This is a genomic window from Candidatus Vicinibacter affinis (assembly GCA_016714365.1).
GTDB lineage: Bacteria > Bacteroidota > Bacteroidia > Chitinophagales > Saprospiraceae > Vicinibacter > Vicinibacter affinis.
The window spans coordinates 214402-230165 of sequence record JADJNH010000007.1 but is presented as its reverse complement, the minus strand read 5'-3'; the positions used below and the strand labels follow the sequence as shown (position 1 = coordinate 230165).

Here is a 15764-nt window from a genome sequence, read left to right as displayed (position 1 = left end):
TAATCAATTAACTCATATCTCATGAATCAACCATTTTACAATCGGCTTTGCCAGTTGTTTGTGATAGTGATGGTGATGGTTACCGGGTTGTATGCACAACCTGTAGTAACGATTCCCGGAAGCACAATCAACAACGGTGGAAACAGCACAATTCCTTACTCAGGAACTGGAGGATGCGGGGTTGTACCCCAAACCAATTTTAACGGAGGAGGTTCTCCGGGAGTTGCCTGGACTGGGGGAACTGTATTTACAGCCACTGCGCCTGCATCATTTGGGAACTGTAGTGGATACCAGGTATCCAGTGTAAATCTTAATTTCAACCATACTTGGGATAGTGACCTTCTAATCTATATTAGAAACAGGCGGACTGGACAAGTACTGGGACTAAGTTTCGCTAACGGTGGAAGTAATGACAATTTTACCAATACCAAATTTTGTGATAATGCAGCTTGTTCACCTATAACAGCGGGAGCTGCTCCTTTTCTAATACATTTAGACCTCAAGGGGCTGGTGGTTTTATATGTGGAACATCACCAACAGCAACCTTATCAACTGTGGCCTCGTTGGCAGTGGTGCCAAATGATGTGTTAGAGTTAATATTTTATGATCAAGCGGGTGGGGATAGTGGTCCTATGTTGAGCTGGTCAGTGGTAATGGCAGCTAATCCTGTATTGCCGGTAATACCAGCAGCGGTGACAGTATCTTTTGCGCCAGGGACTTGTGTGCCGTCACCGGTAGCATGTCTTAGTGTAGATCCTACATGTACATCTGCCGTTAGATATTCAACTACGCCAATAACAGCTGCTAGTGTTTGTGATCCAAATACAACGGGCAGCGCATGTACATCCCCTGGAATATTGTTTCCAGCAGCGGGAGTGTACAATTTATATTGGATAGTAGCCAATGACTGTCGATTTGTAATTGGGGGTCCTCAACAGGTGACTGTTAGAGATTTAGAGGCACCAACTCTAGTGCCAGCATGTCCTAAAGGAAATCGTGTTACTTTGAATGCGGGTCCTGGAGAATGTGAGGTTTCTTGGGACGCACCTGCATTTATGGCGATGGACAATTGTCCTGCCGGTGCTTATTTTGGGAACAGAAGTACAGCTACTGTTTGTTTACCACCTGCATCTTACTGGTCAATTACAGGAGGAGCAAATAGTTGGGGTGTGATGTTTGACTTGATCAACACTTCTGGAGGGCCATTAAATCTTCAGTTACTGGGAGAACGGGCTTTTGCTAACGTTCCCCACACAATCTATTATACAACTGCTCCAGGTAGTCACGTACCTGTACAGGCCACTCCTGGTGCCTGGACTCAGTGCGCTACCAGAACTCCTCGATTTGGTGGACAGTTTACCAATACCATTGACAGTTTCGATCTCTTGACCGGCACTCGTTCAGATACCATTAAGAGATGCGCGCCTATCCAAACTGAGACAACTGTTGTAGGTTGCTTAACGATGGGTACTGGTGAGAGAAGAGGTATTTACATTCATGCTGCGGGTACCGGAGGTACCAATGCATCCTTATTTTCAGGTTGTGGAGGTACAGCGATGGGTGATGCAAATATCAATACACCAATAGATGGTGCTACTTATACCGGTGGACAGTTCGCTGCTCCTTTCATCAACAGTTCATTTGGATTTGGAGGAGCTAACTGGATTGGAGTTATAGGATACAATTTGTCAACCTCTACAAGGGTACCACTTGTACAAACGTGTGGTGCGCCATATGGTCCCGGATGCTTTTTTCCTATAGGATGTACAAGAATATGCTATAGAGCAACCGATGCAGCTGGAAACGTAGCTACTTGTGAATTTGATGTATGTGTAAATGCATATGCAAATCCAACAAGAGCTTTAGCTTGTAACGATGAGATTCAAATAAGTTTGGACGAGAATTGTTCTGCTACCATCAATGCTGACATGGTACTCGAAGGAGGTCCATATTCATGTTATGATAACTACATTGTGGAAGTGAGATACTGGACAGGTGGTGGTTTAATCGACCGTAATCCAAATCTAGCCGGTGTTCAAATTAACGGAACAGATATTGGTAAAGAATTAAAACTTACTGTACGTGACCCTGCAACCGGCAACAGCTGCTGGGGACATGCTACTGTTGAAGATAAAATTGCTCCAAGACTTACTTGTCCAGCCGATGCAACTTTCTCTTGTGCGATTGATCCGATCCCTGCTAATACAGGAGTTCCTTCAGTAGTTGAAAATTGTGGTGGTGCAAGTCTTTCTTACAGAGACAACAGCACACAAGGAAATTGTGCGCTTGGTTATTCAAGAAGAATCTTGAGAACCTGGACTGCTGTGGATGGTTCCGGAAACAGAGCGACTTGTGTACAAACTATTACGATAGGTTTGGGTGATTTGTTTGATGTTACCGTTCCACCAAATTATGATAACTTAGACCAACCAATGTTGGCTTGCGATGAGAAGATAGACAGAAACAAAAATGTTACCCCACACATGGCAGATTTCCCTGAGTGCGTGGATGGATATATTTTGGACTCTGCATTCTGGAGAGCTAATCCTAACCAACCTGACCAATATCCAAACAGAAGATTACCAAGAGTATTGGGATGGAACTGTATCGATGATGTAAACAGCCCATGGTTTGGACATCCAAATCCTGATCCTGTATACTATCCATCACACAGACAGTGGTCACAAACAAATCCATTGTGCTGGGGACCTAACCGCCACATCATGTGGGTTGGAACAGGAAAACCAGGTGGAGCTGAGTGCTTTAACTTGAGTGTTACTTACAAAGACATCGTTTTCAACCTTGCAACTCCAGGCTGCGATGCAGGTCCTGTAGGATGTTACAAAGTGTTGAGACAGTGGACTGTTATGGACTGGTGTACCAGCGTTTTAGGTGGACATAACCAGATCATCAAAGTTACAGATGTAGAAGGACCACAGGTTCTTTATCCGGATTCTGCAAGAGTAAACATGGAATCTTATGCATGTGTAGGCCGTTGGGAAGTTCCACCAGCCTGGATTATAGACAACTGTTCAAATGAAGTACATTACACTGTTGAAGTTGAGCAAGGAACAGTTCTTGGCGATGAGACTACTGGTTATGTAGTAGTAAACATGCCTGAAGGAATCCAAATCGGTTACATCAATGCAATCGATTGCTGCGGAAACATTACTAAGAAAAGAGTAGTGTTGAACGTAGTTGACCGAGTTCCGCCACAAGCTATCTGTCGTTCAATAACTACAGTGAGCATCAACGGAAATCAAACTCCTGGATCAAATCTTGCAAAAGTATGTGCAGAATCATTTGACGAAGGATCATTTGACAACTGTCAACCACACATCTACTTCAAAGTGATCAGAATGGCTGAGTTGTTGGGAACCAACAACGGTAGCAACTCTAACAACGTAGTAGCATGTAGCGGAGTAAACGGAGATGACAACAGCATCTTAGCTGGAAATCAAGTTTACTTTGACGATTGTACTTATTTCTGCTGTGCAGATGTAGGAACCAAAGTAATGGTTGTGTTAAGGGTATTTGATGTAGATCCAGGCGCAGGTCCGGTTGCACCAATCAGAATGACCAGCACAAGCAGTGTGTTGAACGGAAGATTCAGCGATTGTATGATTGAGGTGGAAGTACAGAATAAGAGTGTACCTACAGTAGTAGCTCCACCAAATATCGTAGTAAGCTGCTGGTTCTGGTTTGACATTACCAAACTTACAGATCCTAACGATGCTACCTTCGGACGAGTAGTTACAAACTTGGGAGATAGGAAGAAAGTAGTAACAAAAGACTTAGTATGTTACAAATTCTGCGAAAGAAATGACTATACAGGATATCCTGGATATGTACAGACCAACGCAGTTCCAAAACCTGCACCAAATCAAGCATGCGAATACTACTATCAGTATTTCGACACTGCACATTGGGACAGAAAATATGAGTTAGTATGGGGATTTGACGGATATGTGTTAAGTGGCTGCGGAAGCAACCCAACCATCACCGTAAATGACCTTAGAGAGTGCGGACAAGGAGTAATCCAAAGAATTGTATCCACACAAGGACCAAACAACATCAACGTAACTGCCATCCAGACTATCTGGTTTGTAGACTGCGATCCATTCTATGTGGATGATGTAACTTGTAACGATCCAAGATATACAGACTTAATGTGGCCAAATGGCGTATGTACACAGACACCGGTAACGATCGACGGATGTGGCGCAGACATCAGCCCTGACAATCCACAATTAGGAAGACCACAAGTAATCAACAATGCAGACGACAACTGTGCATTATTATCTATCGAATACTTCGATGAGATCTTCAACATAGAGCCGGATGCATGTTTCAAAGTATTGAGAAGATGGGTAGTTATTGACTGGTGTCAGTACGATCCATTCATCGATCCAAACTTTGGAAGATGGGAAGCATTACAAGTGATCAAAGTAAGAGATCAGGACAGACCTGTAGTAACATGCAACGTAGGCCCATGTGAGCCGGCAGTGATAGACCCAGCATTGGGAATCTGTGTTGGACACATTTCACTTACAGCAGATGCAACAGACAACTGTAGCCCATTGGATTGGTTGTTCTGGGAATACAAAATAGACGCATTCAATGATGGAAAAGGCGTACACGGAGGATATGACTTCCGAGTAGGAACGTTGACCAGAAAGCAATATGCAGCTGGAGACACTGTTGAATACAGCCACAATCCATTTGCAGATGACGATCACAATCCATTCGATGCAAGCGGAACTTATCCAATAGGTATCCACAAAATCAAGTGGTTTGTAGAAGATGGTTGCGGAAACGTTGGAGTATGCGAAAGCTTATTTGAAATCAAAGACTGCAAAGCACCAACACCATACTGCTTGACAGGAGTAATCACAGTACCTATGCCAGCTTCTGGTTGTGTTGAGATCTGGGCAAAAGATCTTGATCACGGAAGTTATGACAACTGTACTGCAAAAGAGAACTTGAAGTTCTACTTTGACGGAGACGATACCAAAACATTCATCAACGTATGTTGTGCAGATTTCGTAGCTCAGGGACAAAACGATGAGTTAAGAATCGAAGTTGAAATGTGGGTAGAAGACGAAGAAGGAAACAAAGATTACTGCAAGACAGTAGTGATCGTACAAGACAATCAAGACATCTGTCCTAACACAGGATCATTCGGAAAAATCACCGGAAATCTTAAGACAGAAGGTGGCGATGTAGCGAACCCAGTAGACATGCAATTGTACAACAATGGCAACATGATGGCACAGAGAGTAGGAAGCCCATACAGCTTCGGCGATCTGAAGTTAAATGTAAACTACATGGTGAGTCCAAACAGAAACGATGAGCATAACAATGGAATCACAACACAAGATATCGTTAAGATTCAAAAACATATCTTAGGTCAGACTCCATTGAACAGCGCATACAAATTGATAGCAGCAGACGTAAACAACAGTGGAAGTGTAACTGCAGCGGATATGTCAGAATTACGTAAGTTGATCCTTGGTTTGACCAGTGAGTTCAGCAAAGTAAAATCCTGGACATTCGTACCAGCCGGTTATGTATTCCCTGATGCAAACAACCCATGGAATGCACCAAGAACAAGTTCTTTGATGTTGGACAACAACAAAGTAGTAGACTTTGTAGCTGTTAAAATGGGAGATGTTACCAATGATGCAAGAGCAAGCAATGCAAGCAACACACAAAGCAGAACCAATGGCGTGTTGAACATCGAAGTTGATGAGAAGAGCGTAGTAGCTGGAGAAAGCTATAAAGTAAGCTTCAAGTCAAGCGATTTCAACAACATCAGCGGTTACCAGTTCACATTGAAGTATGACAAGTCAAGCTTGATCTTCGAAGGAATGGAAGGTGGCGTGTTGAAAGCAACAGAAGCAAACTTTGGAACGAACAGATTAAACGAAGGAATCATCACTACCAGCTGGAACTCTAACAAGGGAGAAAGCTTCGGAAAAGATGCAGAATTGTTTACGTTGGTATTCAAAGCGACCAGAAATGGAAAAGTAAGCCAGATGTTTGCGATCACAAGTGATGTGACAAAAGCACAGGCATACAATGCATCAGAAGAAGTGAAAGAGGTAAGAATGGGCGTACGCACAGACAAAGGAGTTGTGGAAGGTGGAGTATTTGAGTTGTATCAAAACGAGCCAAATCCATTCTCTAAAGAAACTGTAGTAAAATACCGTTTACCTGAAGCAAGTGCAGTAAAACTGACCGTATACGATGTTACTGGAAAAGTAGTAAGAGTGTACGAGTTGAAAGGACAAAAAGGCTTGAACAGCTACCAGATCAGCAAAGGCGATTTGAATGCTACAGGACTGTTGTACTATCAGTTGGATGCAACAAACCACACCGCAACAAAGAGGATGTTAGTAGTTGAGTAATCAACTGACTAAAGTCTTCATGAGACGATAAGACAAAGCGGGTGCCTCCTCTAGAAATAGAGGAGGCCCTGTCTAAGTAAAATCGGTTTTTGGGATGGCCTCTCATCAACTCTCTGCAAGGAGAGCGAAATGAGGGGCTTTTTTTATGCCCTAAAAGTCAATAAAATATTAGTCCATTTTTAAGGCTTATTCATACATAGTAAAGGCCAACGAAATATTATTTGTGAAATTCAAACAACGAAAAATCGATTGCAGAATCTTTGGTCTTTAACTAGACCGGAGCATTATTAAGTAATTATGAAATGAGTGATACTTAGGTAATAAGAATTAATTGGTCTGGTGGAGACGCAAGAGGTGAATGGCAAGTAGCACATGAATAAAAGTCTGATCGAAAACTCAAACGAATTTCAAATAAAAGAACGCTATGAACCCTTCAAACTAGAAAGGAGAAATTAAAGGATAGAGGATTTAATTTACCAACCTAAAATCCAGGCAAAAATCAGAGGGGCTACAATGGTCGCATCACTTTCTACAATAAACTTTGGCGTATGGATGTCCAATTTACCCCAGGTTATTTTTTCATTGGGAACGGCACCAGAGTAGGAACCGTATGAAGTTGTAGAGTCTGAAATCTGACAGAAATAAGACCAAAACGGAACATCGTGCCATTCGAGATCCTGATACATCATAGGTACTACACAAATTGGAAAATCTCCTGCAATTCCTCCTCCAATCTGGAAAAATCCCACCCCTTTTCCGGCAGAATTTTTTCTGTACCAATCAGACAGGTAAACCATGTACTCTATTCCACTTTTCATTGTGCTGGCCTTAATTTCAGCCTTGATGACATAGGAAGCAAAAATATTTCCCATAGTGGAATCTTCCCAACCCGGGCATACGATTGGTAAGTTGCGTTCAGCGGCTGCGATCATCCAGGAATTTTTCGGATCTATTTCATAATATTGTTGAAGCACACCACTGAGCAACATTTTATACATATACTCGTGCGGGAAATATCGCGCTCCTGAATCATCTGCTTCTTTCCATAAATCAAAAATGTGTTTTTGGAGTCTTCTAAAGGCTTCCTCCTCCGGAATACAAGTATCCGTAACTCTGTTGAGGCCTTTTTCAAGAAGCTCCCATTCTTCTTTTGGTGTAAGGTCACGGTAATTTGGAATTCTTTTATAGTGACTGTGGGCCACAAGATTCATGAGGTCCTCTTCAAGATTGGCACCTGTACACGAGATAATATCTACTTTTCCCTGGCGAATCATCTCAGCCAGCGAAACCCCCAACTCCGCAGTGCTCATAGCTCCTGCAAGTGTCACCATCATCTTACCTCCTTCCAGTAAATGAGTTTCATACCCTTTGGCTGCATCCAGGAGTGCGGCTGCATTAAAATGTCTGTAATGATGAGCAATAAATTGAGAAACAGGACCCTTGTTCATTTTAAGATCTTTTTTTGTCAAATAAATAAGCAAGCATTTTGTAGTAAAGCTTAGCTGTCAAAAAATCTGGCGCAGGATTATTAGGATTGGGTGCGAGTTCGACAATATCAAATCCAACCACCTCTTTCCTTTGGAATACCATGCGCAAATATTGCAACACCTGGTACCATTCCATCCCCCCGGGTTCCGGAGTCCCGGTACTGGGCATCAATGATGAATCAAATACATCGAGATCCAAAGTGATGTAAACTTTATCAGTCATTTTTTTGATGGATTCTTCCATCCAGTAATCATTGTCCATGATGTTATGTGCAAAATAGACTTTGGTAGGCTCTAGGTATTTTTTTTCTTCAATGTCCATACTTCGGATTCCAACTTGGATAAGATTGGTATCTCTCTGAGCTTCAGCGACGGCACAGGCATGGTTGTATTTGCTTCCATGATATTCTTGTCTTAAGTCAGTATGTGCATCCAACTGAAGTACGGTAAGATTGTCATACTTTTCAGCGAATGCTCTTAATATTCCTATGCTGACTGAATGTTCTCCGCCAAAAAAAGTCAGAAACTTTTCTGTTTTCAATAAGTCCTTGGTTTTTTTGTAAACCTTCTTAACCATTTGTTCCGGACTGTCATTTTTTACCTCTAATGGCTTTTCGAGAAATACTCCGTGCTTGTATGGCTCTGAGTTGGTTTCTATATCAAACAGTTCCATATTCTCTGATGCAAATAGAAAGGCCTTAAAGCCCTTGTCAGCACCCTTACCCCAGGTACTCGTTCCATCATAAGGAATAGAAGTAAGAATTACCTCTGCTTTATCTGCTTTCGCGAATTTATCTGGAATGCCTGCATATGTTTTAGTGGCAAGCTTATAGGATTTATTCATATGTTGAAAACCGTTTTTAAAAAAAATAAGTTCTATTTGTAACCCAGAATCTTTAGCATATCTTTTGCAGTCTGCTCTTCACTGTAGACCCAATCTACCAGATTTCCATTTTCATCTCTATCCACCAACAAATGTTTTGGGGAAGGAATGAGGCAATGTTTTATACCTCCATAACCTGACAAAGCATCCTGATAGGCTCCTGTATGGAAAAAACCTAAATACAAAGGCTCTTTATCATCACGTTCGTATTGAGGTAAAAACAATTGTTGATTTTGTGCTTCCGTATTATAATAATCTGAATTGTCACAACTCAATCCTCCAATGTTAACTCTGCGATATTCGTTGTGCCACTTGTTGACCGGCAGCAAAATAAAACGTTCTGCAATCCCCCAGCTATCGGGCAAAGTGTTCATCAAGGAGTTGTCCACCATGTACCAGATTTCAGAATCGTTTTGCTGCTTTTGTTCCAACACCGAGAATATGGTAGCACCGCTTTCTCCAACTGTATATTTTCCAAATTCAGTATAGATATCCGGTTCTTCAATGTTTTCTTCTTCACAGGCTTCCTTGAGCAGTTGCACGATTTGGTGGATCATGTACTTGTAATCAAATTCAAAACCCAGTGAATTTCTAATGGGAAGTCCCCCTCCAATATTAATGGCCTGAAGAGAAGAAAAATTCTTTTTTAATTCAATATATGTTTTAATTCCTTTCTTAAGTTCGCCCCAATAATAAGTAGTATCCTTAATACCGGTATCAACAAAAAAATGCAGCATGTTCAATTCAAACTTCGAATGGTTGGTGAACCTGTCTTTGCAAAACTGCACAATTTCAGATGATCTGATGCCCAGTCTTGAAGTATAAAATTCAAACATTGGTTCCTCTTCTGTTGCAACCCGAATGCCCATTTTGGTTTTTTTATGAACCATTTGTTCGTAGGAATCAAATTCAAATTTATTATCAATAACGGGGATTACATTTTTGAACCCGGAATTAATCAGATTGGCAATGTTGTGAAGATATTGTTTGGTTTTAAATCCATTGTTGACAATGATTCTTTCTTTATCTATTTTGCCGTTTTTGTATAAATTCAGAATAAGGTCGATGTCAAAAGCAGAAGATGTTTCAAGCTGTACATCATGCTGCAGCACTTCTTCCAACACATAAGAGAAATGGCAGCACTTGGTGCAATAGCAATAAAAATATTTGCCTTTGTAACCCACGGACTTCATGGATTTATTGAAGAAATTTTTGGCTTTTTTAATTTGGTCTCCGATTTTGGGGAGATAGGTCATTTTAAAAGGGGTGCCATATTTCTCAATCAGCATCATGAGTGGAATCCCGTTAAAGATCAATTCATCTTTTTCCAGATCAAAGCCATCCTGGGGAAAGTAATAGGATTGATCTATGAGATCAAAGTATTTATTGTGTACCATTTAGTCGAATCGTATAGTAGAGGCCAAAAATACTATTTATGCCCGTTAATGTGGTAAATTCTTAATCCTGATTCAAATATATTATTGATCGAAAGGGTGTACAACTCAGATTGCGAGCCATTCAATTATTATTGAGGCGCACCGGCGTCCACCCAGCAGGTTATTAGCTTTATAGTGGTGGCCTCCAGTTTACTGTCTCCTTTAGGCATTGGAGAACAATTGCCGCTTTGATTAATGGCACAAAGAATTTTTTCTCCTGAGGTGGTGGCTACAGATTTTGCGCCCGCATAATTGGAAAAATTAAAACCGTTGGCCGGATTGGCACCTGAATGACAACCTGCCAATGCACAAGATGCATCCAGTACAGACTTTACGGTAGTGCTGTAGGTGGCAACGATGCCGGCACAATCATTTGAGCTGCCTGAATCATCGGTGCAAGAAGCAATGGTCAAAATCAAACCTGAGATCAATATCAGTGCGGAAAGTTTCATGAGGTTAATAGTTAAAGATTTTAATAAAGGAGCTCAAAAATAGACAATTATGAAAATTATCAAACCCTGAATTCAAATTTAGGTCTGTAATAACTAGTTTTTGTATGTTTACTGATCAAATTTCAGATTAAAACGGCCAACCAATGTTCAAGGGTATATTCAGACGAAAAAAAATCAGCCAAATTGGAGATGAGAGTTTGCATGATGATCATATGCACAAAGTCCTTTCTGTAAAGGACCTTACAGCATTGGGCATTGCAGCAATAGTGGGTGCGGGAATTTTTAGTACCATAGGTACCGCTGCAGCTGAAGGAGGTCCTGGCGTAGTGTTTCTATTTTTGTTTACTGCGGTGGCTTGTGGATTTGCTGCATTTTGTTATGCTGAATTTGCCAGCATGATTCCGGTTTCCGGCAGTGCATACACGTATTCATATGTTGCCTTTGGCGAAATATTCGCCTGGATTATTGGATGGGCTTTGATTATGGAATATGCCATTGGCAACATCACAGTTGCCATCTCATGGAGTGACTATTTTTGCGGATTTCTATCCGGACTTGGTATCCATCTTCCACAATGGATGCAAATGGATTATTTTACTGCGCACAATGGCTATATGGAAGCAGAAGGCTTGATGAAGGCCGGCACCCCATTGGAGAATCTCGGAATGAATATGCAGCTTGCCTATCAGGCCTATCTGTCAGCGCCTGTACTGGGTGGATTCCACTTTGTCGCGGATCTTCCGGCTTTGTTGATCATTTTTATCATTACCTGGTTGGTTTACATAGGGATTAAAGAATCCCGCAATGCTAGTAACATTATGGTGGTGATAAAAATACTCATCGTTATTGCAGTCATTATTGTGGGGGCATTTTATGTTAATCCACAGAATTGGGATCCATTCATGCCGAATGGAATTGGAGGGGTTCTTAAAGGAGTGTCTGCTGTGTTTTTTGCCTACATCGGATTTGATGCCATTTCGACTACCGCAGAAGAGTGTAAGAATCCTCAACGAGACCTACCAAGAAGTATGATGTATGCCATCATCATTTGTACCATCTTGTATGTCCTGATTGCGTTGGTGCTGACCGGAATGGTTAAGTATTCTGAACTTGCAGTGGGCGATCCTCTGGCATTTGTTTTTGCAAAGTTGCACCTTGATTGGATGAGTGGAATTATTGCAGTGAGTGCAATCATTGCCATGGCATCCGTATTGTTGGTATTTCAGCTTGGACAACCACGGATCTGGATGTCCATGAGTCGGGATGGATTATTGCCACCGGCTTTCAGCAAAATTCATCCACGATACAAGACGCCTTCATTTTCAACCATCGTTGTCGGTTTTATAACAGCAGTGCCGGCATTATTTTTTAATCTTACCACCGTCACAGATTTATGCTCCATCGGAACGTTGTTTGCTTTTGTTTTGGTTTGCGGCGGTGTATTGATGATTCATGGACGAAAGGACTTGCCACCTGCGAAATTTAAAACACCTTACATTAATTCTAAATGGATTATTCCTGCTTCCTTGGTGCTGATGATTATTTTTCTATACCGAAATCATCACGATGATTTTATATCCTTTGTAAAGAATGAGCCACAGGCTGTAGAAGCTACCGATATTTTATTGGACATGGACAGCACACAAGTGGACATGCTTCGCAATCATGTAATGTATTATCATCCTAAGGATTATACAGCAGCGGGCTCTGATCTTGTATCTTATTTGAAAGCTATGGAACCTGAAGCATATACTAAGCTCATGAAACAAGTGGCACTTCCGGTGCATATGATTTACGAGTCCCGCTGGGAAAGATTTACACACAATATTCCCATGTGGATTTTTACGCTCATTCTTTTAATCATGACCGTGTTATCCTTCTTGAAAAATCTTTCCCTCATTCCGGTCCTGGGTGTCTTGAGTTGTTTGTATATGATGGCCCAGATTCCGGTGAAGAATTGGATAGGATTTGCCAGCTGGTTGGTGGTGGGATTATTTATTTACTTTTTATACAGTAGAAAACACAGCAGGTTGATTTGAACATCAAAAGAAGTATAATTTTCTGGCAAAAATTTGCTTAGATTGATATAAGATCGATAAAGCCAGTTTATTTACTTACCAATATTTTGTGGGTAAGTGTAGTTCCATTGTCACTAATTATTTTTACAAGATACAATCCATTGTGCTCAAATCTAATTTCATGCTGAATACGACCATCCGAAAGATTTATTAGTTGGCGATTGGTTAACAGGCCACCTGCATCATAGATATCCATTGTGCAATTCGAAGTACTTTCCATTTTACCTACAATAGAAACATTTTCCGTAGTTGGATTGGGAAAGCAAAAAATGTAATTAGCTTCGGACGCACTTTCATGATTTTGATTGATGTCGGAAAAATCAATTTTAATTGGACGCACTTTGGAATTATTATCCATCGCAAAATTGCTAATTGACTGGTAGTCGTCCCTTATGGCATCACTGAGTTTAAAATCATTCTTTGCAGTGAAACCCAAACTTAGGCTTGGAGCAATACTTCCAAGTGTTGGATTTAAAAAATTCACCCATGCTATTTTTACATCCCCAATACTTTTATGGTAATCTCTGGACCTCAAGTTCAAATTTGAATAAATGGTATCCAAAATAAGTAAGGAAGAGTCGTAGGGAATATTTAACTGTAATCCGCTGTACAGCATCGAATCAGACATCACAAATTCAATATTATAATGCTGGCCGGATTGACAATTAATATTTTTTGTACTTAGAAATAGCTTGTCTCCGTCAAATACCCTAATTGGGTTTAGTTTGTTGGCAGTATGTCCAACTTCTTCCTTGTAAAGGTTTCCGATAATACTAAGAACCACGCTAGAGGTATCTGATTGTGAAGTATTAAATTGAATTGAATTTCCAAGTACATTTCCGGATTTATCTATGAACAGACCTTTAAAAAGTCCAATACAGCTGTCATTCAAAAGTTTGCCTAGTTGGAATTCACGCTGTTGATAAATATCTAAAATATTTATTTCTCCATTGCAATCAGAATCGGCCAACACAAAATTATAAGGTTGGTTGAATTTGGAAGTACCAAGGATGATGGATTGAACTTCAAATCTGTCAATGGTCCTTATATAAAAGTTCTCAAAACTATCCTTTGGAAAATCTATAGCAAGGTTGATAATTTTTTCATTTTCATGAACGTAGAAATTAATATATGGACTTGGGTCTTTTTTTATATTGGTAATGGTTTGGTTTCCTGTCTCAGTTGTAACGATAATTTTAACTTTTTCAAAATCTTCATCTTCAAAATTGGAAAATAATTTTACCGGTATTTTAAATATATATGGCATTTTTATTCTTTGATATTTACAATTTGCCACGGATAAATTCCCTAAAGCATCTTTACCGTATATGGATATTTCTCCAAAACTTGAGTGAATGCCATACAAATCTGAATAATTGGACAGAAATTTTACTTTTCCTTCCAGATCAAAGCTCAAGTTTACAGCTGAACAATGGTCATAAGCTACATCCAAAAAGTTGGACATAAAAATTTTTTCATCATAATCTGAAAAATAAACAATAGGATTCGGTCCACACTTTAAAGTAGGAGGAATTGAATCCCCAAGGCAATGAAATAGAGGGATATACCTTACATGGGTAATGCATTGAGATTGATTTTTTGATTGATCATTGGCATAAACAATCAGTTGTTCTGTTGTGCCGGCTTTATTTTTTGGGATCGCAATAGAAGACAGAATATTATTTTCTGTAAAAGACAGTACAGGATTGGAATCACAATTGTCAGACAATAAATTTATAAAGTCATCAGGTCGCAAACTGTCATTCTTACCCAGTAAATAGATATCCATTGATTCCTTGCATTGAAGGAAAGGTGCTGAATGATCGTTGTTGCAGTCCGGAAGGGAGGATTGAATGTTTATCTTGAACGTACAGTAGCGTTGATTTCCAGAATTGTCCGTACAATATAAATTAAAGATTCCATTGCCATTAAATTTGCCGATTACTACCTTGTCGCTCATACCATTTGGTGAAAATGAAGTAAAAACTTTAGAACAATTGTCCGAAGTTTCTAATAATACTTCATTTATTTTGATTTCTTTATAGGAATTTTCACCCATGTCAACTGTAATTTCTTTTTTACACTTCATAACTGGAGCAACAGAATCCAGCGCGCAAGGATCAACGACATTGATATAAGCTACATTAATCAAACAAGAGTTGATGTTTCCGGCTTCGTCTCTGCAAAATACTTTTATTAATTCATCCTTATTTATAAATGTTTGATCTCTAACCAGCGTGTCACTGATTTGGAGGGAATCAAAGGAGAAATTTACACCGCCACAATTCTCCCAATATTCCGGAAGGACCAAATCCTTTGCAAGAATTTTAACAGAAATGTCTATCACAAATTGAGCATATTTTTTGCAATTGACTATGGGTGGTATCTTGTCATTTGCACAATCCGGAGAAATTACATGAAGCAATGTATTAGATACAGCTCTGTTTCCGGTTTTGTCAAAAGCATATATTTGTACATATTCTTTTTTTCCTATGTTGGCGTAGTGGATTGGATAAAATTTTGAGGTAATGGGTTTTCTAAAATGGGATCTTGGAGAAGAGTCACAATCATCATCAAGAGATTTGATGAGATCTGCAGTAGTCAGGTATGGTTGAGATGGATTCATGATCCACTCCAAGTCCTGAAAAAGATCCAATTTAGGCGGAGTAGTATCTTTGAGGCATGGTTGGCTAAATGATGGTGAGCTCATAGCCAATAGGAGGAGAAGCCCCATCATACTTGAGAAACTCAAAATTTTACAAAATTCTGAAATCGCTGACTCCAAAAAGATGAACAGCTGGACAGTTAAGCTGTAGATATTTTTACTCATGGGGAGATAAGTTTATCAGCGAATATACAACAAAACATTTAATTTTTCAACACTATAAGAGTTAATGAAGAAATTGAGTGTTATATGTTTTATTTTATTTGATGAATTCAACATGACATTGAATGTGAAATTTGTACTTTCTTCTATAAGAATAACACCATCACCGTGAATCTTCGGCTGAAGATATT

8 protein-coding genes are annotated in these 15764 nt (G+C 39.9%); 3 read left to right on the top strand and 5 right to left on the bottom strand.

From position 1 onward, the window contains the following. The first annotated feature begins 21 nt into the window (after positions 1 to 21). Entirely contained in the window at positions 22 to 591 is a 570-nt protein-coding gene (locus tag IPJ53_15860; GenBank protein MBK7800578.1) for a hypothetical protein, read from the top strand. Then, entirely contained in the window at positions 555 to 6410 is a 5856-nt protein-coding gene (locus tag IPJ53_15855) for an HYR domain-containing protein (protein ID MBK7800577.1), read from the top strand. The genes IPJ53_15860 and IPJ53_15855 overlap by 37 nt, the downstream gene beginning before the upstream one ends. Positions 6411 to 6883: 473 nt before the next feature. On the opposite strand, the gene IPJ53_15850 is transcribed toward IPJ53_15855, so the two are convergent. The 4 genes from IPJ53_15850 to IPJ53_15835 form a co-directional block, all read right to left on the bottom strand. After that, positions 6884 to 7858: a deoxyhypusine synthase family protein gene (locus IPJ53_15850; protein ID MBK7800576.1), complete on the bottom strand. Its 975-nt coding sequence runs from the start codon at positions 7856 to 7858 to the stop codon at positions 6884 to 6886. Position 7859: 1 nt separating this feature from the next. Beyond that, positions 7860 to 8741: an agmatinase gene (gene speB, locus IPJ53_15845; GenBank protein ID MBK7800575.1), complete on the bottom strand. Its 882-nt coding sequence runs from the start codon at positions 8739 to 8741 to the stop codon at positions 7860 to 7862. 32 nt (positions 8742 to 8773) lie between these two features. Beyond that, complete coding sequence (locus IPJ53_15840; GenBank protein MBK7800574.1) at positions 8774 to 10177, bottom strand: arginine decarboxylase; 1404 nt, start codon at positions 10175 to 10177, stop codon at positions 8774 to 8776. Positions 10178 to 10305: 128 nt separating this feature from the next. After that, a complete protein-coding gene (locus tag IPJ53_15835; protein MBK7800573.1) occupies positions 10306 to 10668 on the bottom strand; it encodes a hypothetical protein in 363 nt (120 codons plus the stop codon). A gap of 143 nt (positions 10669 to 10811) precedes the next feature. On the opposite strand from IPJ53_15835, the gene IPJ53_15830 reads away from it, so the two are divergent. Continuing rightward, positions 10812 to 12707, top strand: coding sequence for an amino acid permease (locus IPJ53_15830; GenBank protein MBK7800572.1), 1896 nt, complete (start codon positions 10812 to 10814; stop codon positions 12705 to 12707). Positions 12708 to 12774: 67 nt separating this feature from the next. Here the strand turns inward: IPJ53_15830 and IPJ53_15825 are convergent, their stop codons facing one another. Beyond that, positions 12775 to 15576 (bottom strand): T9SS type A sorting domain-containing protein, encoded by a 2802-nt coding sequence (locus tag IPJ53_15825; protein ID MBK7800571.1) that lies wholly within the window; start codon positions 15574 to 15576, stop codon positions 12775 to 12777. Positions 15577 to 15764 lie beyond the last annotated feature (188 nt).

Bases quoted from the DNA above. Each gene is read 5' to 3' on its own strand.
- IPJ53_15860 (MBK7800578.1), top strand. From the start codon at position 22: ATGAATCAACCATTTTACAATCGGCTTTGCCAGTTGTTTGTGATAGTG.
- IPJ53_15850 (MBK7800576.1), bottom strand. From the start codon at position 7,858: ATGAACAAGGGTCCTGTTTCTCAATTTATTGCTCATCATTACAGACAT.
- speB (MBK7800575.1), bottom strand. From the start codon at position 8,741: ATGAATAAATCCTATAAGCTTGCCACTAAAACATATGCAGGCATTCCA.
- IPJ53_15840 (MBK7800574.1), bottom strand. From the start codon at position 10,177: ATGGTACACAATAAATACTTTGATCTCATAGATCAATCCTATTACTTT.
- IPJ53_15835 (MBK7800573.1), bottom strand. From the start codon at position 10,668: ATGAAACTTTCCGCACTGATATTGATCTCAGGTTTGATTTTGACCATT.
- IPJ53_15830 (MBK7800572.1), top strand. From the start codon at position 10,812: ATGTTCAAGGGTATATTCAGACGAAAAAAAATCAGCCAAATTGGAGAT.
- IPJ53_15825 (MBK7800571.1), bottom strand. From the start codon at position 15,576: ATGAGTAAAAATATCTACAGCTTAACTGTCCAGCTGTTCATCTTTTTG.